The organism is Kitasatospora sp. NPDC001225 (assembly GCF_053597855.1).
Window position 1 is genome coordinate 19717 of record NZ_JBSFJC010000037.1, and the last position, 21541, is coordinate 41257.

The window sequence follows — 21541 nt, forward strand, 5'->3', positions numbered from 1 at the left end:
GGTTCCTTCCCAGTGGTCAGCTGGTCAGCTGGTCAGTTCGTGGCCGCGGTCGGTGCGGACGTCCACGGCTGGAGCTTGTTGGCCAGCCGGATCTCGTCCACGATCCGGCCGATGATGGTGGTGATGCCGAAGTCCTTCGGGGTGAACACGGCGGCGACGCCGGCGGCCTTGAGGGCCTCGCCGTCCGCTGCCGGGATGATGCCACCCACGATCACCGGGACATCCTCCACCCCGGCGCGGCGCAGCCGCTTCAGGACGTCGGGCACCAGCTCGCTGTGCGCGCCGGAGAGGATGGACAGGCCCACGCAGTGGACGTCCTCCGCGACGGCGGCGGAGACGATCTGCTCCGGGGTCAGCCGGATGCCCTGGTAGACCACCTCGAACCCGGCGTCGCGGGCCCGGACGGCGATCTGCTCGGCGCCGTTGGAGTGCCCGTCCAGGCCGGGCTTGCCGACCAGCAGGCGCAGCTTGCCGGCACCCAGCTCCGCGGCGGTCGCGGCGACCGCGGCGCGGACCTGCTCCAGCTCGCCGCCGGGCTCGGCGGCCACCGCGACGGGGGCGCCGCCGACGCCGGTGGGCGCCCGGTACTCGCCGAAGACCTCGCGCAGGGCGAAGGCCCACTCGCCGGTGGTGACGCCGGCCCGGGCGCAGGCGAGCGTGGCCGGCATCAGGTTGGCCTCGGTGGCGGCGACGGCCTTGAGCTCGGCCAGCGACGACTGGACGGCGGCCTCGTCGCGCTCGGCGCGCCAGGCCTCCAGGGCGGCGAGCACGGACTGCTCGGAGGCCGGGTCGACGACCATGATCGCGGTGTCGAGGTCGGCGGTGAGCGGGCTCGGCTCGGTGGTGTCGAAGCAGTTGACCCCGATGATCTTGTCCTCGCCGGACTCGATCCGGGCCCGGCGGGCGGCGTGCGAGGCGACCAGGTTGGACTTCAGGTAGCCGGACTCGACGGCCGGGATCACCCCGCCCATCTCCAGCACCTTGGCGATCTCCGCCTCGGCGCCGGCCAGCAGCTCCTCGGTCTTGGCCTCGATCACCTGGGAGCCGTTGAAGATGTCGCCGTACTCCAGCAGGTCCGACTCGTACGCCAGCACCTGCTGGATGCGCAGCGACCACTGCTGGTCCCAGGGCCGGGGCAGGCCGAGCGCCTCGTTCCAGGCGGGCAGCTGGACGGCCCGCGCGCGGGCGTCCTTGGAGAGGGTGACGGCCAGCATCTCCAGGACGATCCGCTGGACGTTGTTCTCCGGCTGGGCCTCGGTCAGGCCGAGCGAGTTGACCTGGACGCCGTACCGGAAGCGGCGCTGCTTGGGGTCGGTGACGCCGTAGCGCTCCAGGGTGACCTTCTCCCACAGCCGGGCGAAGGCGCGCATCTTGCACATCTCCTCGACGAAGCGCACGCCGGCGTTCACGAAGAAGGAGATCCGGGCGACCACCTCGCCCATCCGCTCGGCCGGCACCTGGCCGGAGTCGCGCACGGCGTCGAGCACCGAGATGGCGGTGCACATCGCGTAGGCGATCTCCTGGACGGGCGTCGCCCCGGCCTCCTGCAGGTGGTAGCTGCAGATGTTGATCGGGTTCCACTTGGGGATGCTGCCGACCGTGTAGGCGATCATGTCGGTGATCAGCCGCACCGACGGGCCGGGCGGGAAGACGTGCGTCCCGCGGGACAGGTACTCCTTGACGATGTCGTTCTGGGTGGTGCCGGTGAGCGTGGCGATGTCCGCGCCCTGCTCCTCGGCGACCACCTGGTAGAGCGCCAGCAGCCACATCGCGGTGGCGTTGATCGTCATGGAGGTGTTGGTCCGTTCGAGCGGGATGCCGTCGAACAGGGTGCGCATGTCGCCGACGTGCCCGACCGGGACGCCGACCCGGCCGACCTCGCCGCGGGCGAGGACGTGGTCGGAGTCGTAGCCGGTCTGGGTCGGCAGGTCGAAGGCGACGGACAGGCCGGTCTGGCCCTTCGCCAGGTTCCGCCGGTAGAGCGCGTTGGAGTCGCTCGCGGTGGAGTGGCCGGCGTAGGTGCGCATCAGCCAGGGGCGGTCGCGCTTCCGGGGCTCGGTCATCAGATGTTCCTGAAACGGTTGATGGCGTCGAGGTGCTTGGCGCGGAACTCCGCGTCGTGCACGCCCAGGCCCTCCTCGGGGGCCAGGCAGAGCACGCCGACCTTGCCCTGGTGCCTGTTGTGGTGCACGTCCAGGGCGGCCTGGCCGGTCTCCTCCAGGGAGTAGACCTTGGAGAGGGTCGGGTGGATCTTCCCCTTGGCGATCAGGCGGTTGGCCTCGAAGGCCTCGCGGTAGTTGGCGAAGTGCGAGCCGACGATCCGCTTGAGCGACATCCACAGGTACCGGTTGTCGTACTGGTGCATGTAGCCGGAGGTGGAGGCGCAGGTGACGATGGTGCCGCCCTTGCGGGTGACGTACACCGAGGCGCCGAAGGTCTCCCGGCCCGGGTGCTCGAAGACGATGTCCACGTCCTCGCCGCCGGTGAACTCGCGGATCTTCGCGCCGAGGCGCTTCCACTCGCGCGGGTCCTGGTTGTTCTCGTCCTTCCAGAACCGGTAGCCCTCGGCGGAGCGGTCGATGATCGCCTCGGCGCCCATGGCGCGGCAGATCTCGGCCTTCTGGTCGCTGGAGACCACGCAGATCGGGGTGGCGCCGCCGGCCAGCGCGTACTGGGTGGCGTACGAGCCGAGGCCGCCGCTGGCGCCCCAGATCAGCACGTTGTCGCCCTGCTTCATACCGGCGCCGTTGCGCGAGACCAGCTGGCGGTACGCGGTGGAGTTGACCAGGCCGGGGGAGGCGGCCTCCTCCCAGGTGAGGTGCCGGGGCTTGGGCAGCAGCTGGTTGGTCTTCACCAGGGCCAGCTGCGCCAGGCCGCCGAAGTTGGTCTCGAAGCCCCAGATGCGCTGCTCCGGGTCCATCATCGTGTCGTTGTGGCCGTCCGCGGACTCCAGCTCGACCGAGAGGCAGTGCGCGACGACCTCGTCGCCGGGCTTCCAGGCGTTGACCCCGGCGCCGGTGCGCAGCACCACGCCGGCCAGGTCGGAGCCGACCACGTGGTACGGCAGGTCGTGGCGCTTGGTCAGCGGCGACAGCCGGCCGTACCGCTCCAGGAAGCCGAAGGTGGAGACCGGCTCGAAGATCGAGCTCCAGACGGTGTTGTAGTTCACCGCGCTGGCCATGACGGCGACCAGGGCCTCGCCCGGGCCCAGCTCGGGCAGGGCGACCTCGTCGAGGTGAAGGGACTTGCGGGGGTCCTTGTCGCGGCTCGCGAGGCCCGCGAACATCTGCTCGTCGTCCTTGTGGAGCGTCACCGCCCGGTAGGACTCGGGGAGCTTGATCGCCGCGAAGTCCGCCGACGTGCTGTCGGTGCTGAGGATCGCGTCGAGGATTTCCTGCATGGCTGCCTCCGAAGGCGTACCTGTGCGAGGGTCACAGGGCGTCTGGGGGAGCCGGGAGCGGACACCGGCTTCGCTGAGGTGGGTGGTGGGCGGGTCAGACGGGGCACCCGGGGTGGACCGGGCCGTTCTGGCTCTCTGCTCCCGGGGTGTGGGAACGCCGGACGACGGCGCGCCGAGGTGGGGAGCCGCGGCGCCGCGACTGGTGAGTAACAAGGTAGTGGCACCCTGTGCCACTCGTAAAGACACCGGGTGCCAGGAATTCCAGTCGGTTCAGAGGCCGCGTGACGCGCGTTGCGCGGGCATGCGAAAGGCCCGCGCCGACATCCCGGCGCGGGCCCTCGATACCGCTCTGACCTGCGTGAATACTGGGTCTACGACTCCCGGGAGCCACTCAGCGCGGCCCGGATGCTGTCCACCACGACGTCCAGCGGAGCGTCCGTCCGGGCGACTGTGATGAGCACCTCACCTCCGGGACTGGCACTCAGTGCGCTCTCGACCCCGGCGTCCCCCGGGGTCCCGTTGGCACCCGGTGCCACCACCGATCCCCGCCTCCTGGCACCCGGGGCACTGGAGGCCCAGAAGGTCCGCCGGATCACCTCGAAGGAGTGGTCCAGCTGCGCCTCCACGTCGCCCCGGCCGCCGGCCCGCAGCCAGCGCCGCAGCACGTGGTTGTGCGCCGCGACCACCGCCGCCGCCGAGACCTCGGCCAGCATCGAGTCGTCCTCGCCGCCGCGCTGCCAGCCGGACGGGATGGACTCGCCGGTGTCGAAACGGCCCAGCAGGTAACGGGTGAACAGCCGCTCGTAGCGGGCCACCACGGCGATCTCCCGCTCGCGCAGTGCCGGGACCTGACGGATCAGCTGGTACCGCGCCACCGACACCCCCGGGGTGGAGGCGTACATCCGCAGCACCTCCTTGATGCCGCGGCAGACCACGTCCAGCGGGTGCTCCTCCGGCTCCGCGCTGGCCAGCAGGTCGGCCACCCGCACCAGGGTGTCGTCGTGGTCCGGGAAGATCGCCTCCTCCTTGGACCGGAAGTACCGGAAGAAGGTGCGCCGGGCCACCCCGGCGGCGGCCGCGATCTGGTCGACCGTGGTCTCCTCGTAGCCCTGCGAGGCGAACAGCTCCATCGCGGCCGTGGCCAGGTCCTGGCGCATCTGCTGGCGCTGCGCCGCCGCCCGGCGGCTGCCCGGCCCGCCCTCCGGCCCGGTGCCCCCGGTCGAGGGGCTGGTCCGGTCGGCGCCGCCGTGCGGCCCGGCGGGGTGCTGCGGGGAGGTTGACTGAACCCGATCCATGTCCGGAACGCTACACGGCCCGGACGGCGCGCCCGCGGCCCTTCCCCGCCGCACCGGCACCACCGGTCCGGTCACGGCCGGGCGGGGCCAGCGGGAGGTCGCCGTCCCGGGGCTCCAGGCGGGGCGCGGGGAGGCCGCGGAGCCCGGTGGCGGCGCGGCGTGCGGTCCGGCCGGGGGTGGCTCGTACGGCAGCTCGTACGGGCCGCCCCCGGCCTGCGGGGTGGTCACCGGCGCGCGTGGTCGCGGAAGCCGCGGCCGGTCTTGCGGCCCAGGCAGCCCGCCGCGACCAGGTGCTCCAGCAGCGGCGCGGCCGCCAGACCGGGCTCGCGGAACTCCTGGTGCAGCACCCGCTCGATCGTCAGCGAGACGTCCAGGCCGACCACGTCCAGCAGCTCGAACGGGCCCATCGGGTAGCCGCAGCCCAGCTTCATCGCGGTGTCGATGTCGTCCACCGTCGCGTAGTGCTCCTGGAGCATCCGCACCGCGTCGTTCAGGTAGGGGAAGAGCAGCGCGTTGACGATGAAGCCGGCCCGGTCGCCGCACTCCACCGGGTGCTTGCGGACCTTCGCGGTCAGCTCCAGCACCGTCGCGGTGACGTCCGGCGCGGTCAGCACGGTGGAGACCACCTCGACCAGCTTCATCGCCGGGGCCGGGTTGAAGAAGTGCATGCCGATCACGTCCTGCGGCCGCGAGGTGGCGGTCGCGCAGCTGATCACCGGCAGCGAGGAGGTGGTGGTGGCGAGCACCGCGCCCGGCCGGACGATCTTGTCCAGGGTGGCGAACAGCTCGCGCTTGACCGCCAGGTCCTCGGCGACCGCCTCGACCACCAGGTCCACCTCGGCCAGCTCGGTGTACTGGCCGACCGGGGTGACCAGCGCCAGCGCGGCGTCCCGCGCCTGCGCGGACAGCCGGCCCTTGGCCACCGAGCGCTCCAGCGACCTCGCCAGCTGCGCCTTGGCCGCCTCGGCCTTCTCCTGGCTGCGGGCGGCCAGCAGCACCGGGTGCCCGGCCTTGGCGAACACCTCGGCGATGCCGGTGGCCATCGTCCCGGAGCCGCAGACGCCGACGGTGCGCACCTCCCGGCCCGGCACCTTCGGCAGGGCCGGCCCGGTCGCCGCGTCCACGGCGCGGGACGAGCCCGGCGCCTCGTAGGTGTAGAAGCCGCGGCCGGTCTTGCGGCCCAGCAGCCCGGCCGCGACCAGCTGGCCGAGGATCGGGGCCGGTGCGTGCAGGCGGTCCCGGGACTGCTCGTACATCGCCTCCAGCACGGTGCGCGCGGTGTCGACGCCGATCAGGTCGAGCAGCGCCAGCGGGCCCATCGGCAGGCCGCAGCCGAGCCGCATCGCGGCGTCGATGTCCTCCCGGGAGGCGTACTTGGACTCGAACATCGCGGCGGCCTGGTTCAGGTAGGCGAACAGCAGGCCGTTCACCACGAAGCCGGCCCGGTCGCCGGCCGCCACCGGCTCCTTGCCGAGGTCGCGGGCGAAGGCGGCGGCGTCCTCGGCGGTCCGCGGGGAGGTCAGCACCGTGCGGACCACCTCGACCAGCTTCATGCCGTGCACCGGGTTGAAGAAGTGCAGGCCGAGCACCCGCTCCGGACGGGCGGTCGCGGCGGCGATCCGGGTCACCGACAGCGCGGTGGTGCCGGTGGCCAGCACGGTGCCCTCCGGGCAGATCCGGTCCAGCTCGGCGAAGACCTCCCGCTTCAGCTCCAGCTGCTCGGGGACCTCCTCGATCACCAGGTCCGCCCCGGCGGCGGCCGCGAGCTCGTGGCCGACCGAGATCCGGGCCAGCAGCCCGGTGCGCTCCTCGGCGGTGAGCCGCTCCCGGCCGACCGCGTGGGCGGTGGCCTCCTCGATCCGGGCCAGCGCCCGGGCGGCCGAGTCCTCGGTGGCCTCGATGCCGATCACCCGGCGGCCGCTCTTGGCGACGGCCACCGCGACGCCGGCACCCATCGTGCCGAGGCCGACGACGGCGACAGTGGGGAAGGGACGCTCCATCTGTCCTGTACTCCTAGTCATGAAGGGCCCGCGCGTGCTCCGGCGGGCACGCCGCCGCGCCCGTACGCCGGGGGCGGCCGCCGCCGGAGGAGGGTCCACGCGCGAGGGCTGGGGAGATGACGGGGTGTCGGCACACCGGGGCGGGGGCCGGTCCGCTCCGGCCCGATCGCGGGTGTGCCGTGGTGCTCAGGCGCTCGAAGGTGAAGGAGACGGCCCTGATACGAGGAGGAACCCGGCCCGCCGCGATCCGCGGCACCGGCCGGTGAAGGTGAAGGCGCACCGCGCGGGCGCCGGAGAAGCGGCGACCGCGGCCTGCCGCCGGTGCGGCTCCCGAAGCCCGGCGGTGGTGCGTGCCCGGCCACTGTAGCGAAGCTACTGGCGAGTAGGAAGAGGGCGGGGACGGAAAACCGTTCGGGGCCGCGGGCGTTCGCCGCCCCGGTGCCCGCCGACCTGCCCGCCGACGTGCCCGCCGACGTGCCCGCCGACGTGCCCGCCCCGAACGGGTGAACGGGTGAACGGGGGCGCCCGCAGGACCACCCGATAGGGGAGTTACCCGACCCCGACCGGCGGGGCAGCATGACGGCATGACCACCGGAACCGCCGCCGTCGACCCCACCGCGCCCGGGCCCGCCGAGCCGCCCGTCACCGCCGAACGGCTTGCCGCCGCCGCGGTGGCGGCCGTCGCGCTGCCACCGCGCGAGGAGCGGGCCGCCCGGGCGGCGCAGGCCGTCGACCGGCTGCGCACCGAGGCCGTCGAGGCGGTGGCCGTCACCTGGGTGGACAACGCGGGCATCACCCGGGTCAAGGCCGTGCCGCTCGGCGGCCTGCTGCACGCCGCGCAGTGGGGCGTCGGCACCGCGCCCTGCTTCGACGTCTTCCTCGCCGACGACGCGATCACCACCAGCCCGATCATCGGCGGCCCCACCGGGGACCTCAGGCTCTACCCGGACCTCGACCGGATCGTCCCGCTGGCCGCCCAGCCCGGCTGGGCCTGGGCCCCGGGGGACAGGTACACCCAGGCCGGCGCCCCGCACCCCGGCTGCCAGCGGCTGTTCGCCCGCCGGGCCCGGGCCGTGGCGGCCGCGCGCGGCCTGAGCCTCAAGGCGGGCATCGAGGTCGAGTGGACGGTCGCCCTGGCCGGCGCCCCGGGGGAGGAGCCGCAGTACCCGACGCACGGCCCGGCGTACGGGATGCACCGGGTCACCGACCTCTCCGACTACCTGCGGGACGTCCTGCGCGCCCTCGGCCGGCAGGGCCTGAGCGTCCTCCAGATCCACCCCGAGTACTCCCCGGGCCAGTTCGAGGTCTCGGTCGCCCCCGAGGACCCGGTCGCCGCCGCCGACACCTCCGTCCTGGTCCGGCACACCGTCCGGGCCGTCTCCGCCCGGCACGGCCTGCGGGTCTCCTTCGCCCCGGTGGTGGAGGCCGGCGCCGTCGGCAACGGCGGGCACCTGCACGTCAGCCTCTGGCGCGACGGGCGCAACCTCGGCCACGGCGGCCCCGGCCCGCACGGCCTGACGGCCGAGGCCGAGGGCTTCCTCGCCGGGGTGCTCGACGCGCTGCCCGAACTGCTGGTGCTGGGCTGCTCCAGCCCGGCCGGGTACCTGCGGCTGGTGCCCTCGCACTGGGCGGGCGCCTACCAGTGCTGGGGCCTGGAGAACCGGGAGGCCGCGCTGCGCCTGGTGACGGGCTCCACCGGGGAGCGGTCCGCCGCCGCCAACGCCGAGGTCAAGTGCTTCGACGCGAGCGCCAACCCGTACCTGGCGGTCGGCGGGGTGATCGCGGCCGGCCTCGCCGGGCTGGAGCAACGCCGCGCGCTGCCACCGGAGTTCACCGGCGATCCGGCGGCCGCCGAGCCCGGCACGGTGCCCCGGCTGCCGGCCTCCCCGGCCGAGGCGATCGCCGCGTACGAGCGCTCGGCGGTGCTGCGCGAGGCCCTCGGCGAGCCGCTCTACCAGGCGGTGCTGGCGGTGCGCCGGGCGGAGCGGGAGCAGTACGCGGCCGTCCCGCCCGAGGAGTTGGTCGCGGCCACCCGCTGGCGGTACTGAGCGGTGGCCCGGCCGGAGGGGCCCGCGCTGGTCGACCACCACTGCCACAGCGTGGTGGCGGCCGAGCTCGCCGACGACGCCCTGGCCGGGCTGCTCACCGAGTCCGACCGCCCGCCCGCGCCCGGCTGTTCGCCCTTCGACAGCGCGCTGGGCCTCGCGGTGCGGCGCTGGTGCCCGCCCGTGCTCGGCCTGCCGGCGCACGCCCCGGTCGCCGACTACCTGGCCCGGCGGCGGGAGTTGGGCGCGGCCGGGGCCACCGGGCGGCTGCTGGCGGCGGCCGGGCTGGACACCTGCCTGGTGGACACCGGGCTGACGACCGCCGCGGGCCACGAGCTGCTGCCGCCGGCCGAACTCGCCGGGGCCACCGGGGCGTCGGTGCGCGAGGTGGTCCGGCTGGAGTCGGTCGCCGCGGCGGTGACGGCCGGCGCCGGGGACTGGCCGGGGGCCGTCGCGCAGGCGCTCGGGTCGGCCGCCGCCGGGGCCGTCGCGGTCAAGTCGGTGCTCGCCTACCGGCACGGGCTGGCGGCCCCCGCCGAACGCCCCGCCACCGCGGCCGTGGTGGCCGCGGCCGGCGCCCATCTGCGCGCCGGGCGGGGCCGGCTGACGGATCCGGTGCTGCTGCACCACCTGCTCTGGACGGCCGTGGACGTCTGCGCCGAGCTCGGCCTGCCGCTCCAACTCCACACCGGCTTCGGCGATCCGGACCTCACCCTGCACCGGGCCGACCCGTCGCTGCTGACGGACTTCGTGCGGGCCGCCGAGCCCAGTGGCGTCCCGCTGGTGCTGCTGCACGGCTACCCGTACCACCGGCAGGCCGCCTGGCTGGCCCAGGCCTTCCCGACGGTGTACACCGACCTCGGGCTGACGGCCTCCTACACCGGGCCGCGGGTGGCCGCGGTGCTGGGCGAGATGCTGGAGCTGGCCCCGTTCGGAAAATTGCTGTTCTCCACCGACGCCTACGGGCTGCCCGAACTCTTTCTGGTGGGGACCTGTCAGTTCCGGTACGGACTGGGCGCGGTGCTGGCGGACTGGCGGGCCGACGGCGCCTGTTCCGCGGCCGACGCCGAGCGGGTGGCGGGCCTGGTCGCGGGCGGCAACGCGCGTCGGTTGTACGCGTTGTAGCGGCGCGATCCGCGCTGGTGGCCGAGGTTCCGAGGGGTGTGGCCGCACGTCGGCGAACCATCACTTTTTAACACTCTTGACCTCTGTTTCCCTGTTGACCCCCGAACGGTCGCATCCCGGTTTCTGGTTCAGATGTGACGATTAGATGACTACCTCTTGCGCTTATAAGCAAATATTCATTAGCGTCCCGGTCATTCCCAAGCGCACCTGCCACCGCAGCTGCCGCCTTGACGACTCGGGAGGCCAACCCTCATGCGTGTTCCTCGGATCAGCGGTACCCGGTACGCGGCAGTGGGCGTCGTGCTCGCCACTGCCGGCGCCCTCGCGCTGCCGGCCGGCACCGCCGTCGCGGCCCCCGCGGCCGACCCGACGACCGGTCCGGTGATGAGCTACGTCGTCAACACCAAGGCCAACCACGGTCAGGTGCAGAAGGTCGAGAAGGCCATCACCGGCCTCGGCGGCACGGTGGTCCAGTCGTACGAGCAGGTCGGCGTCGTGGTCGCCCGCTCGAACGACACCAAGTTCGCCGAGAAGCTGCGCCTGGCCAAGGGCGTCGACTCGGTCGGTGCCAGCCGCACCAAGGGCATCCAGGCCTCCGACCAGGGCAAGGCCGACGTCGCCGCCGAGCCGGCCGCCGCGGCCGCCCCGGGCCAGGAGCCCTACGACGCCTACCAGTGGGACATGCGTCAGATCGGTGCCGACAAGGCCCACAAGATCTCGCTCGGCAGCCGCAACGTCACCGTCGGCGTCCTGGACTCCGGCATCGACGCCACCCACGAGGACCTGGCCGCCAACGTGGACGCCTCGCAGTCGGTCTCCTGCATCGACGGCAAGACGAACACCGACTGGAAGGCCTGGCAGCCGACCACCAGCGACCACGGCACCCACGTGGCCGGCACCATCGGCGCCGCCAAGAACGGCAAGGGCATCGTCGGTGTCGCGCCGAACGTCAAGCTGGCCGCCGTCAAGGTCGTCGACGACGGCGGGTTCATCTACCCGGAGAACGCGGTCTGCGGCTTCGTCTGGGCCGGCGAGCACGGCTTCAAGGTGACCAACAACAGCTACTTCGTCGACCCGTGGATGTTCAACTGCAAGACGGACAAGGACCAGGCCGCCATCTCGGACGCCGTCCGCAAGGCCGTCGCCTTCTCGCAGCGCAAGGGCGTCCTCAACGTCGCCGCCGCCGGTAACGAGAACCTCGACCTGGCGCACAAGACCGTCGACGTGGCCAGCCCGGACGACACCACCCCCGCCTCCCGCCCGGTCACCAACGACTGCCTGTCGCTGCCGACCGAGCTGCCCGGCGTCGTCGCCGTCTCCGCGGTGGGCTCCGAGGGTGTCAAGGCGTACTACTCCAGCTACGGCAAGGGCGTCGTCTCCGTCACCGCGCCCGGTGGCGACCGCCGCTTCCAGCTCCCGGACACCCCCGACAAGGACGGCCGCATCCTGTCCACCATCCCCGGTGGCAAGTACGGCTACATGCAGGGCACCTCGATGGCCACCCCGCACGTCGCCGGCGTGGTCGCGCTGCTCGCCAGCACCTTCCCGTGGGCCAGCCCGGACGAGCTGACCGAGATGCTGACCAGCCACGCCGAGTCCGTCCCGTGCCCGAAGGGCGAGTTCAACCCGGGCGGCGCCGGTGCCTGGAAGGCCACCTGCGAGGGCACCACGAACGACAACGGCTTCTACGGCGCCGGCCTGGTCAACGCCGAGAAGGCGGTCCAGTGGTGGCGCTGACGCGCTGACCGCGGACAGCACTGAACAGTAGAACCGGGGAGCGGGCCCACAGGGTCCGCTCCCTGGTCGCGTTCCCACCCGTCGGCGTTCCGGCCGCGTCGGGCCCGAACCCGGCTAGCCCTCGTCGGCGTACTGCTCCCAGGCCGTCTCCACCGACGGCTTGCCGTGCAGGTCCGGTACGTCCCGCAGCCAGGCCGGCCGCCCGGCCCTGGTCCGGGCCGCCCGCCGCCGCTCCGCCTCGCGCAGCTGCTCGGGCGTGGCGAAGCCCTCCGGCAGCCACTCCTCGGAGAGCACCACCCGGGCGGCGAGGTGGGCGACGTAGGCGTGCCGGACGGCGTCCACCGAGTCGAAGCCGGGCTCGCCGGCCAGCCACTCGTCCGGGACGAGCGCCGCCACCTCCTCCAGCAGCGGCACGGTGACCAGCGGCCCGAGCTCCTCGTCGGCCAGCCGGACGTCCGGGGCCGAGCCGCCGAGCGCGTGCGCGCTGAGGTCGTACCGCTTGCCGACCGAGGCCTCTGCCCCCGCCCAGCGGTGGTGGAAGATCAGCGCGGCGCCGTTGTCGATCAGCCAGAGCCGCCCGTGCCAGACCACCAGGTTGGGGTTGTGCACGGTGCGGTCGACGTTGCCGGTCAGGGCGTCCAGCCAGACCACCCGGCCGGCCTCGGCCGAGTCCACCGTGATCATCCCCGGCCGGAAGTCCCGCGCGCCGGGCAGCAGGTCCATCCCGAGGTTGACCCCGGCGCTGGCCTTGAGCATGTCCTGGATCTCGGCGTCCGGTTCGTCCGCGGCGACGGCCGGGTCGAAGTCCACCAGCCGCAGCTCCGGCACCCGCAGGCCCAGCCGCCGGGCCAGCTCACCGACGATGACCTCGGCGATCAGCGCCTTGCGGCCCTGCGCGGCCCCGGTGAACTTGACCACGTACGTGCCTAGGTCGTCGGTCTCCACCACGCCCGGAACGGAGCCGCCGGCCCGCAGCGGGTCGACGTAGCGCACAGCAGTCACCAGATCGAGCACACCGGCCACCCTATCCCGCCGCGTCGCGGGCGGGACCCTGTGATTGGCTTGCCGGACAGAGCGGTTCCCACCACATGAGGAGAGCAAGGTCATGGGACAGGTGCAGGCCACCACCGAGCGGGTCTACGACGCCGCGCCCGAGCGGGTGTACGAGGCGCTGGCCGACTACCAGGTGACCCGCCCGAAGCTGCTGCCCGCGCAGTACAGCGAGTACGAGGTGCGGGTCGGCGGCACCGGTGCCGGCACCCAGGTGCACTGGAAGCTCCAGGCCACCGAGAAGCGGGTGCGCGACTGCCTCTTCACCGTCTCCGCGCCCGAGCCCGACCAGCTGGTCGAGAAGGACGCCAACTCCAGCATGGTGATCACCTGGACCGTCTCGGCCGTCGGCGAGGGCCGCGCCAAGGTCACCGTGACCGCCACCTGGCAGGGCGCCACCGGCATCGGCGGCTTCTTCGAGCGCACCTTCGCCCCGAAGGGCCTGAACCGGATCCACGACCAGGTGCTGGCCAACCTGGCCGCCGAGGTCCGCTGAGGCCCACCGAGGTCCACTGAGGTCCACTGAGGTCCACTTGGGCCGCCGGGACCGCCACGGTCCGCTGGCCCCGCGGATTCGCCAACCGCGCGATTCGCGCGCGTAGATCCATCGAACCGCTCGAATCGCCCGGGGATTCGAGCGGTTCGGTCTCCCGTACGAGCCGAAAGCCGTACGGGTGGCCGAACCGCCACCTGCGGGTGACGGGGGCCGCCCGGCACCGGTGGGCCACCCTAGGCTCGCCGCCGTGCATATGACGATCCTTCACATTTCCCAACCGGTGGACGGCGGGGTCGCCCGCGTCGTCGCCGATCTGGTCCGGGGCCAGCGGGAGGCCGGCCACCGGGTGCTGGTCGCCTGCCCGCGCGGCGGGCGGCTGGCCGCGGAGGCCGCCGCGGTGGGCGCGCTGGTCCAGGACTGGCCCGCCCGGCGCCCGCCCGGCCCGGGCACCCCCGCCGAGGCCTGGCGGCTGCGCCGGATCGTCCGGGCGGCCGCGCCCGACGTGGTCCACCTGCACAGCGCCAAGGCCGGGTTGGCCGGGCGGCTCGCGGTGCACGGCACGGTGCCGACCGTCTTCCAACCGCACGCCTGGTCCTTCGCCGCCGTCGACGGCGCGCTGGCCGCCGCCACGCTGCGCTGGGAGCGCTTCGCCACCCGCTGGTCGCACCGGCTGCTGTGCGTCAGCGTCCAGGAGCGGGCCGACGGCGTGGCGGCCGGGCTGCACGCCGACTGGGCGGTGGTGCCCAACGGCGTGGACGTGCGCCACTACGCGCCCGCCGACCGCCGCGCCGCCCGGATCGCGCTCGGCCTGGACCTGGAGGCCCCGCTCGCGGTGTGCGTCGGGCGGCTGTGCCGGCAGAAGGGCCAGGACGTGCTGCTGGCCGCCTGGCCGGAGGTGCTGCGCCGGGTGCCGCGGGCCCGGCTGGCCCTGGTCGGCGGCGGGCCGGAGGAGCAGCGGGTCGCGGAGCTGGTCCGGCAGACCGCCGAGCCCGCCCGGATCCGGCTGGTCGGGGACGTGCCGGACCCGCGCCCGTGGCTGGCGGCGGCCGACCTGGTGGTGCTGCCGTCACGCTGGGAGGGCATGGCGCTGGCCCCGCTGGAGGCGATGGCGGCCGCCCGTCCGGTGCTGCTGACCGACGTGCCCGGTGCCCGGGAGTGCCTGCCGCCGTCCGAGCTGGCGCACGCGGTGGTCCCGCCCGAGGACGCGCGGGCCCTCGCCACCCGTATGGGGGACGCGCTGTCAGATCCGATCGAATGCGAGCGGCGCGGCGCCCGGTTGCGCGAGCACGTGGTGGGCCGGCACGACGTGCGCACCGTGGTCGAACAGGTTGACGTCCTCTACCGCCACCTGCTGGGCGCGGGACCGGCGGCGGGGCGGCGCCGGGCCCGTGTCCCAGAGCGGATCTGATCGTTTCACATGCCGTGAATGCCCGCCGTTTCCGGCGTTGTCGTATTCGCACCCTCGGCCGGATAGGGAGGCGAGGCGTCAAATCCGAAATACCTATTAATAGGCGGCTGGAATGAATCGGCAAGTCAACTTCCGGCCTGTACCGCCCGGTTCTGTATTGTCGGATTTTGCCTGCTTCGTTCGGATTTCATGTCGGGAATTCACGGCTGGGCCCCTCGCGACCGACTTCTTCGTGACCAGTTCCTTTGCGATCGGCCCCGCCGCCGGACATCCGGAAGCCGCGAGCGGCAGCAGGTGCTGTCAGGACCGCGCCCACCGGGCCGGGACGGCCGCCCCGCGCCAACCGGTGCCGGGGCACCGTCACCCCGGGCACACAGCAGGGGAGATCGTGCGCTGATGACCATTGACCACGAGAGTGTGCCGCGATCGAGCGGACCCCTGTCCGGCCCCCGCCGGCCCGGCACCGGGCTGCTCGACCGGCCGGCGGGGGCGGCGCACCTCCGGACGGTCCCGCCGCAGCACCGGTCCCGTGGGACGGTCCGCTCCCGGCTGGCCCTGTCACTCGCCCTGGTCCAGGCCGACGTCATCGCGCTGTGCTCCGCCGGCGGCATCGCCAACCGCGCCTTCGACCCGGCCGCCCCGCTCGACCCGCTGCTCGGCGTCCCCGCCGTCCTGCCCCTGCTGCTCCTGCTCAACCTGGCCGGCGGCCTCTACCGCCCCCGGCTCACCCTGTCCGTCCTGGACGAACTGCCCGCGCTGTCCGCCCGGGCCGTGGTCGCCACCGCCTTCGCCGTCACCCTGTCCGGCGGCCTCGGCGGCCACTGGCCCGACTGCGGCCCGGCCAGCCCGGCCCGGCTCACCGTCCTGCTCGGCGCCCAGCTGCTGATCGTGGCCGTCGGCCGCGCCGTCCTCTACCACCTGGTCCGGCGGATCCGCCGCAGTCGCCCCAGCCCCGTCCTGGTGCTCGGCGCCGGCCGGCTCGGCCGCCGGGTCGCCGCCGCCCTCCGCGCGCACGGCGAGTACGGGATGCGCCCGGTCGGCTTCCTCGACGCGGACCCGCCGCTGCTGCCCGGCGACACCGACCTGCCCGTGCTCGGCGGCCGCGAGGCACTGGAGCGCGAGGTGCGCCGGCACGGCGTCCAGCACGTGATCGCCACCGCCGGCGCCGCCGACGAGGCCGAGACCGCCGCCACCCTGCGCGACGCCGCCCGGCTCGGCTGCCAGGTCTGGCTGGTGCCCGCGCTACGCGAGTACGGCTCGCTGCCCGCCGCCCCGATCACCGGCGGCGACCACCTGTGGGGCTTCCCCTGCCTGCGGCTCGGCAGCCCCGCGATGCGCCGCCCCGGCTGGGCCGCCAAGCGCGCCCTGGACGTCACCGCCGCCGCGGTCGGCCTGCTGCTGCTCGCCCCCGTCCTGGTGCTCTGCGCCCTCGCCGTCCGCTTCGACACCGGCCCCGGCGTGCTCTTCCGCCAGCAGCGCACCGGCCTGGACGGCCGGGTCTTCACCGTCCTCAAGTTCCGCACCCTGCGCCCGAGCAACGAGCACGAGTCCGCCACCCGCTGGAACATCTCCCAGGACCACCGGATGGGCGCCGTCGGCCGGCTGCTGCGCAAGAGCTCGCTGGACGAGCTGCCCCAGCTGTGGAACGTCCTGCGCGGCGACATGAGCCTGGTCGGCCCGCGCCCCGAACGGCCGTACTTCGTCATGCGGTTCGGCCAGGCCTACCCCGAGTACGCGGACCGCCACCGCGTCCCGGTCGGCCTCACCGGCCTGGCCCAGGTCAACGGCCTGCGCGGGGACACCTCCATCGAGGACCGGGCCCGCTTCGACAACCGCTACATCGAGAGCTGGAGCCTCTGGCAGGACGTCAAGATCCTGTGCCGCACCGCGGCCCTGATGCTCCACCCGGACGGGAGCTGACCCCTTCGTGGCCCTGACCCTCCCCGCCTTCCCCCGCCCGGCCTTACGGGCGGCCCTACCCGCGCTCACCGAGCGCACCAGCCCGCTGGCCGCCGCCACCGTCCTGCTGGTCTGCGTGCCCACCGGGGAGAAGGACGTCGCCGCCGCCGTCCACGTCACCGCCGCCGACCTCGCCTCGCTGGCCCTGGTCGCCCTCACCGCGCTCAACCTGCTGCGCGGGCGGCTGCCCGCGGTCAGCCGCACCACCTGCGCGCTGTTCGGCGGGATCGTGGTCGCCGCCGCCGTCGCCACCCTCGGCTCGACCGACCCGGCCGCCAGCGTCACCGGCTTCGTCCGGCTCGCCCAGGTGTTCGTCCTGGTCCCCGCCGCCGTCCTCTGCGCCCTGCGCGACCGCACCGACCAGCGCCTGGTGCTCGGCTCCTTCGTGCTCGCCGCGCTGGTCCAGGGCGTGGTCGGCGCGAAGCAGTACCTCACCCACACCGGCGCCTCCTACACCGGCCAGCCGATCCGGGCCGTCGGCACCTTCGGCGCGCTCGACATCATGGCGATGTCCAGCGTGGTCAGCTTCGGCCTGCTCGCCGCCCTCGCCCTGGCCCTCGGGGAGCGGGGATCCGGGGGAAACGCCCGGCTGCGCCGCGCGATGTTCGCCGCCGCCGCCTTCCTCGCCTTCCCGCTGGCCGTCTCCTTCAGCCGGGGCAGCTGGATCGCCACCGGCCTCGCCGCCACCGTCCTGCTGCTGCGCGTCGACGCCCGGCTGCTGCTGCGCGGAGCCGTCCTCGGCCTGGCCGCCGCGGTCGTCCTGGTCGGCGGCCTCGGCCTCGGCGGCTCCGGCGTCACCAAGCGGCTCAGCTCGATCGGCTCCGTCTCCGCCGCCCCCGACCAGTCCGTCTCCGACCGGTACGACCTGTGGTCCACCGCCGGACGGATCTGGCAGGACCACCCCGTGCACGGCGCCGGCCCCAAGGCCTTCCAGCAGCTGCGCGACAGCCATGCCCCGCTGCGGCTGTCCTCCGGCAGCGACGCCGCCGACGCCACCATCGGCTTCCAGCGCGAACCGCTGCTCTCCCCGCACAACATGTACTTCCTGGTGCTCAGCGAGCAGGGCCTGATCGGCATCACCGCCTACGCCGCGCTCTTCCTCGCCCTGCTGATCGGCTGCCTGCGCCACCGCCGCGGCCCCGGGCTCGCCGCCCTCGCCCTGCTCACCTGGGTCCTGGTCGACTTCCTGTACTCCGACATCGGCGGCACCACCACCGTGCTGACCTCCGTCGTCCTCGGCCTCGCCGCCCGCGCGGCCGCACAGCACCCCGGGCACCCCGCCGCCGGTCCGGCGACCACCGGAGCGGCCCGGTGACCACCGACCGGCCCGCCGCCGTCGCCTCCCCCCTCCCCGCCCCCCGCGGCGCCCCCGGCGGGGACCCGTCCGCCGGGCCCCACCCGGCCCCCCGGCGCGGCTTCCTCGCCAAGGCCTTCGGCATCACCGCCGTGCTCAGCGCCGCCGGCTCCGGCCTCGGCCTGCTGCGCGACCTCCTGCTGGCCCGCTACTTCGGCGCCAACCAGGGCACCGACGCCTTCCTGGTCGCCTGGACCGTCCCCGAGACCGCCGCGCCGCTGCTGATCGAGGACGCCATGTCCTTCCTCATGGTGCCCGCGTTCGCCCTCGCCCTGGTGCTGCGCGAGGAGGACCCGGACGCCCCCGACCCGGTCCGCCAACTGGTCCGCGCCACCCTGCCCTGGCTGCTGCTCGCGCTCAGCGGCCTCGCCCTGGCCGTCGCCCTGGGCGCCCCGGAACTGGTCGACCTGCTCGCCCCCGGCCTCACCGACCCCGGCCTGGCCGTCACCTGCACCCGGATCACCGCGGTCACCGTGCTGCCCTTCGGAGTGGCCGGCTACCTGGCCGCCGCGCTGCGCGCCCACCACCGCTTCACCGCCCCGGCCGGCATCTACGTCGCCTACAACCTCGGCATCCTCGCCGTCCTGCTCTGCCTCCACTCCTACCTCGGCGTGCGCTCCGCCGCCCTCGGCGTCGCGGGCGGCAGCCTGCTGATGGCCGGTCTGCTGGTCGGCCCGTTCCTGCGCCGGCTGCGCCAGGGCCCGCCCGGCACCGGCCGGGGCCGCCGCTCGCGCCGGGCCCTGGTGCTGATGCCGCTCGCCCTGCTGCCGGTGGCCGCCTTCACGCTCACCCGGCAGTCCCAGGTCTTCGTCGAGCGCTACCTCGGCTCGGCCCTGCCGCCCGGCACCATCTCGCACCTCAACTACGCCGCCAAGGTCTCCCAGCTCGCCATGACGGCGGGCCTGCTGATCTGCACCGTCACCTTCCCGCTGGTCGCCCGGGCGCTGGCCGCCGGGGACCTCACCGCCGCCCGCGACCGGGTGGAGAAGGACCTCGGCCAGGCGGCGGCCGTCGTCCTGTTCGGCACCGCCTTCCTGATGGCCTGCGCCCCCTCGGTGGTCTCGCTGCTGTTCGAGCGCGGCGCCTTCGGCCCGCACGACACCGCCGCCACCGCCGACGTCATCCGGGTGTACAGCTTCGGCCTGCCCGCCCAGGCGCTGATCGGCGTGATGGTCCGCCCGTACTTCTCGCTGCGCCCGGTGGTCCGCCGGGCCGACGACCCGGGCGCCGAGGACGGCCGCCGGCTGCTGGACTGGTACCCGGCCGCCGCGATGGTGCTCGGCCTCGGCGTCACCGTCGCCACCGGCCTGCTCGCCACGCCCCGCTTCGGCGCCCTGGGACTGGCCGCCGGCAACGCGGCCGGGATCACCGCCGCCGCCGCACTGCTGCTGCACGGCCTGGTGCTGCGCGGCATCCCGCTGCGGCTGCACCGGGTGCTCGGCGGCCACGGCCGGCTGGTGGCCGCCGCCGCCGGGGCCACCGTGCTCGGCACCGCCGCCGCCGGGCTGGCCGCCGACCCCCTGCTGTCGACCCTCCTCGGGGGCCTCACCGTGGCGCTGGCCTTCGCGGCCCTCGGCACCGGGCTCGGCGCCCGCGAGGTGCGCGGCCCGGTCCTCGCCCTCGCCCGGGCCCTGGGGCCCGTCCGGAACCCGCCAACCGCCGCCGAAGAAGGGAAGCGTCCCGATGGACAATGAACGGGGAACCGTCCGTTCGGCCCGGGCCGGCCTCCAGAGCGCACCGCCGGACCGGGCACGACCGCCCAGGAGCCGCCACCCGCTCGGCGCACCGCCGGTCCCCGGCTCCGCCTCGCCGTGGATCCTGATGTACCACTCGGTGGCGGTCGAGCAGGAGGACCCCTACCGGCTCACCGTCAGCCCCGAGCGGTTCGCCGAACAGATCGGCTGGCTGTACCGGAGCGGCCGGCGCGGCGTCTCCGTCCGCGAGCTGATGCGGGCCCACGCCCTCGGCCGGGACGACAGGCTGGTCGGCCTGACCTTCGACGACGGCTACGCCGACATCGCCCGGTACGCGGTGCCGACCCTCCAGGCGTACGGCTTCACCGCCACCGCGTACGTGGTCGCCGACCTGCTCGGCCGGGACAACGGCTGGGACACCGAGGGCCCGCGCAAGCGGCTGCTCACCGTCCAGGAGGTCACCGGGCTCGCCGGCGCCGGCTGGGAGATCGGCTCGCACGGCCTCGGCCACCGGGCGCTGCCCGGCCTGCCGCCCGAGGCCCTCGCCGTCCAGGCCCGGGAGAGCCGGCGCCTGCTGGAGGAGGCCGTCGGCGGCCCGGTCACCGGCTTCTGCTACCCGTACGGCGCCGTCGACCTGCCCGCCGCCCTGGCCGTGCGCGACGCCGGGTACGACCACGCCTGCGCCATCGCGCACTCCCCGCTCACCGGCCGCTTCGCCCTGCCCCGCTGCTACGTCGGCGACCGCGACGGCGCCTGGCGGCTGCGCGCCAAGCAGGGCCGGCACCGGTTGCGGGACGCCGTCACCGGGCTGCGCCACGCCCGCCGGGAGCCCCGGCCATGAGGGTGCTGCACATCGTCACCGGCCTGGCCGCCGGCGGCGCCGAGCGCCAACTGCACCTGCTGCTGCGGCACCTGCCGGCGCACCAGCAGTGCGAGGTGCTCGCCCTGACCAACCCCGGCACGGTCGCCGAGGCGCTGCGCGCCGACGGCGTCACCGTCCACCACCTCGGCATGCGCGGCAACCGGGACCTCGGCGCGCTGCCCCGGCTGGTCCGGCTGGTCCGGGCCGGCCGCTACGACCTGGTGCACACCCACCTGTACCGGGCCCAGCTGTACGGCCGGACGGCCGCCCGGCTGGCCGGGGTGCGCGCGGTGGTCTCCACCGAGCACTCGCTGCACGCCGGGGTGATCGAGGGCCGCCCGGTCACCCGGGGCGTCAAGGGCCTCTACCTGGCGGCCGAACGGCTCGGCAGCACCACCGTCGCGGTCTCCCGCCAGGTCGCCCAGACACTGCGCTCCTGGGGCGTCCCACCGGCCCGGATCGAGCTGATCCCGAACGGCATCGACACCTCCCGCTACCGCCTCCCGCCCGCCGAACGGGCCGCCGTCCGCCGCCGGCTGCGGGCCGAGCTCGGGCTGCCGTACGGGGGCTGGGTGGTCGGCGGGGTGGGCCGGCTGGTGCCCGGCAAGCGCTTCGAGGTGCTGGTCGAGGCGCTCGCCGAGCTCGACCCGGCCACCCGGCTGGTGCTGGTCGGCGAGGGTCCGGAGCGCGCCGCGCTGGAGCGCCGGGCCGCCGAACTCGGCGTGCGGGACCGGCTGGTGCTCACCGGGGAGCGCGACGACGTCCCCGAACTGCTGGCCGCCCTGGACGTGCTGGCCGCCCCCTCCACCGCGGAGACCTTCGGCCTCGGCGTCCTGGAGGGCCTCGCGGCCGGGCTGCCGGTGCGCTACAGCGCCTGCCCGGCGCTCGACGAACTGCCGCCCAGGGCCGCCCCGCAGGCCCGCCGCGTCCCCTCCGAGCCCGCCGCCTACGCCGCCGCGCTGCGCGACCTGCGGCCGCTCAGCGGGCACACCGCCGACCCGCTGCCGCACCCCCCGGCCGTCGGCCACTACGACATCGTCCGGGTCGCCGCCGACCTGGGCGCCCTCTACGACCGGCTGGCCCGCGTCTGACCGCCCGCCACCGCCGGAACCGCCG

At 74.6% G+C, this 21541-nt stretch carries 15 protein-coding genes; 10 read left to right on the forward strand and 5 right to left on the reverse strand.

What is annotated here, in order from left to right:
• Nucleotides 1–32: 32 nt before the first annotated feature.
• From ACWDCZ_RS15495 to ACWDCZ_RS15510, 4 genes are all read right to left on the reverse strand, one after another.
• A complete protein-coding gene (locus tag ACWDCZ_RS15495; protein WP_049655664.1) occupies nt 33–2063 on the reverse strand; it encodes a protein meaA in 2031 nt (676 codons plus the stop codon).
• Entirely contained in the window at nt 2063–3400 is a 1338-nt protein-coding gene (gene ccrA / locus ACWDCZ_RS15500; RefSeq protein WP_049655667.1) for a crotonyl-CoA carboxylase/reductase, read from the reverse strand. The genes ACWDCZ_RS15495 and ccrA overlap by 1 nt, the downstream gene beginning before the upstream one ends.
• Before the next feature lie 371 nt (nt 3401–3771).
• The gene (locus tag ACWDCZ_RS15505) at nt 3772–4695 is read right to left on the reverse strand and encodes a TetR family transcriptional regulator (protein WP_449811971.1); all 924 of its coding nucleotides are present in this window, start codon (nt 4693–4695) and stop codon (nt 3772–3774) included.
• Nucleotides 4696–4919: 224 nt separating this feature from the next.
• On the reverse strand, nt 4920–6695 hold the full coding sequence (locus ACWDCZ_RS15510; RefSeq protein WP_375873289.1) for a 3-hydroxyacyl-CoA dehydrogenase family protein: 1776 nt from the start codon (nt 6693–6695) through the stop codon (nt 4920–4922).
• Nucleotides 6696–7279: 584 nt separating this feature from the next.
• Here ACWDCZ_RS15510 and ACWDCZ_RS15515 point away from each other — a divergent pair.
• From ACWDCZ_RS15515 to ACWDCZ_RS15525, 3 genes are all read left to right on the forward strand, one after another.
• On the forward strand, nt 7280–8743 hold the full coding sequence (locus ACWDCZ_RS15515) for a glutamine synthetase (RefSeq protein WP_449816146.1): 1464 nt from the start codon (nt 7280–7282) through the stop codon (nt 8741–8743).
• A 3-nt stretch (nt 8744–8746) separates the two neighbouring features.
• The gene (locus ACWDCZ_RS15520; protein WP_449816147.1) at nt 8747–9865 is read left to right on the forward strand and encodes an amidohydrolase family protein; all 1119 of its coding nucleotides are present in this window, start codon (nt 8747–8749) and stop codon (nt 9863–9865) included.
• A gap of 252 nt (nt 9866–10117) precedes the next feature.
• The gene (locus ACWDCZ_RS15525) at nt 10118–11602 is read left to right on the forward strand and encodes a S8 family peptidase (RefSeq protein WP_049659264.1); all 1485 of its coding nucleotides are present in this window, start codon (nt 10118–10120) and stop codon (nt 11600–11602) included.
• Nucleotides 11603–11716: 114 nt separating this feature from the next.
• Here ACWDCZ_RS15525 and ACWDCZ_RS15530 read toward each other — a convergent pair whose 3' ends face one another.
• Nucleotides 11717–12616: a HipA family kinase gene (locus ACWDCZ_RS15530; RefSeq protein WP_049659266.1), complete on the reverse strand. Its 900-nt coding sequence runs from the start codon at nt 12614–12616 to the stop codon at nt 11717–11719.
• A 91-nt stretch (nt 12617–12707) separates the two neighbouring features.
• On the opposite strand from ACWDCZ_RS15530, the gene ACWDCZ_RS15535 reads away from it, so the two are divergent.
• From ACWDCZ_RS15535 to ACWDCZ_RS15565, 7 genes are all read left to right on the forward strand, one after another.
• On the forward strand, nt 12708–13148 hold the full coding sequence (locus ACWDCZ_RS15535) for an SRPBCC family protein (RefSeq protein WP_074001617.1): 441 nt from the start codon (nt 12708–12710) through the stop codon (nt 13146–13148).
• Between the two features lie 253 nt (nt 13149–13401).
• Nucleotides 13402–14556, forward strand: a complete 1155-nt coding sequence (locus tag ACWDCZ_RS15540) for a glycosyltransferase (RefSeq protein ID WP_117490060.1) — start codon at nt 13402–13404, stop codon at nt 14554–14556.
• 396 nt (nt 14557–14952) lie between these two features.
• Nucleotides 14953–16476 carry a sugar transferase gene (locus tag ACWDCZ_RS15545; protein ID WP_074001615.1) on the forward strand — a complete coding sequence of 508 codons (1524 nt, stop codon included), beginning with the start codon at nt 14953–14955 and terminating at the stop codon, nt 16474–16476.
• Nucleotides 16477–16483: 7 nt separating this feature from the next.
• Complete coding sequence (locus ACWDCZ_RS15550) at nt 16484–17830, forward strand: O-antigen ligase family protein (RefSeq protein WP_449816148.1); 1347 nt, start codon at nt 16484–16486, stop codon at nt 17828–17830.
• The gene (locus ACWDCZ_RS15555; RefSeq protein WP_074001613.1) at nt 17827–19563 is read left to right on the forward strand and encodes a lipid II flippase MurJ; all 1737 of its coding nucleotides are present in this window, start codon (nt 17827–17829) and stop codon (nt 19561–19563) included. Before ACWDCZ_RS15550 ends, ACWDCZ_RS15555 begins: the two co-directional genes overlap by 4 nt.
• Nucleotides 19553–20404, forward strand: coding sequence for a polysaccharide deacetylase family protein (locus tag ACWDCZ_RS15560; RefSeq protein WP_079271934.1), 852 nt, complete (start codon nt 19553–19555; stop codon nt 20402–20404). The genes ACWDCZ_RS15555 and ACWDCZ_RS15560 overlap by 11 nt, the downstream gene beginning before the upstream one ends.
• Nucleotides 20401–21516, forward strand: a complete 1116-nt coding sequence (locus tag ACWDCZ_RS15565; RefSeq protein ID WP_049660228.1) for a glycosyltransferase — start codon at nt 20401–20403, stop codon at nt 21514–21516. Before ACWDCZ_RS15560 ends, ACWDCZ_RS15565 begins: the two co-directional genes overlap by 4 nt.
• Nucleotides 21517–21541: the final 25 nt, after the last annotated feature.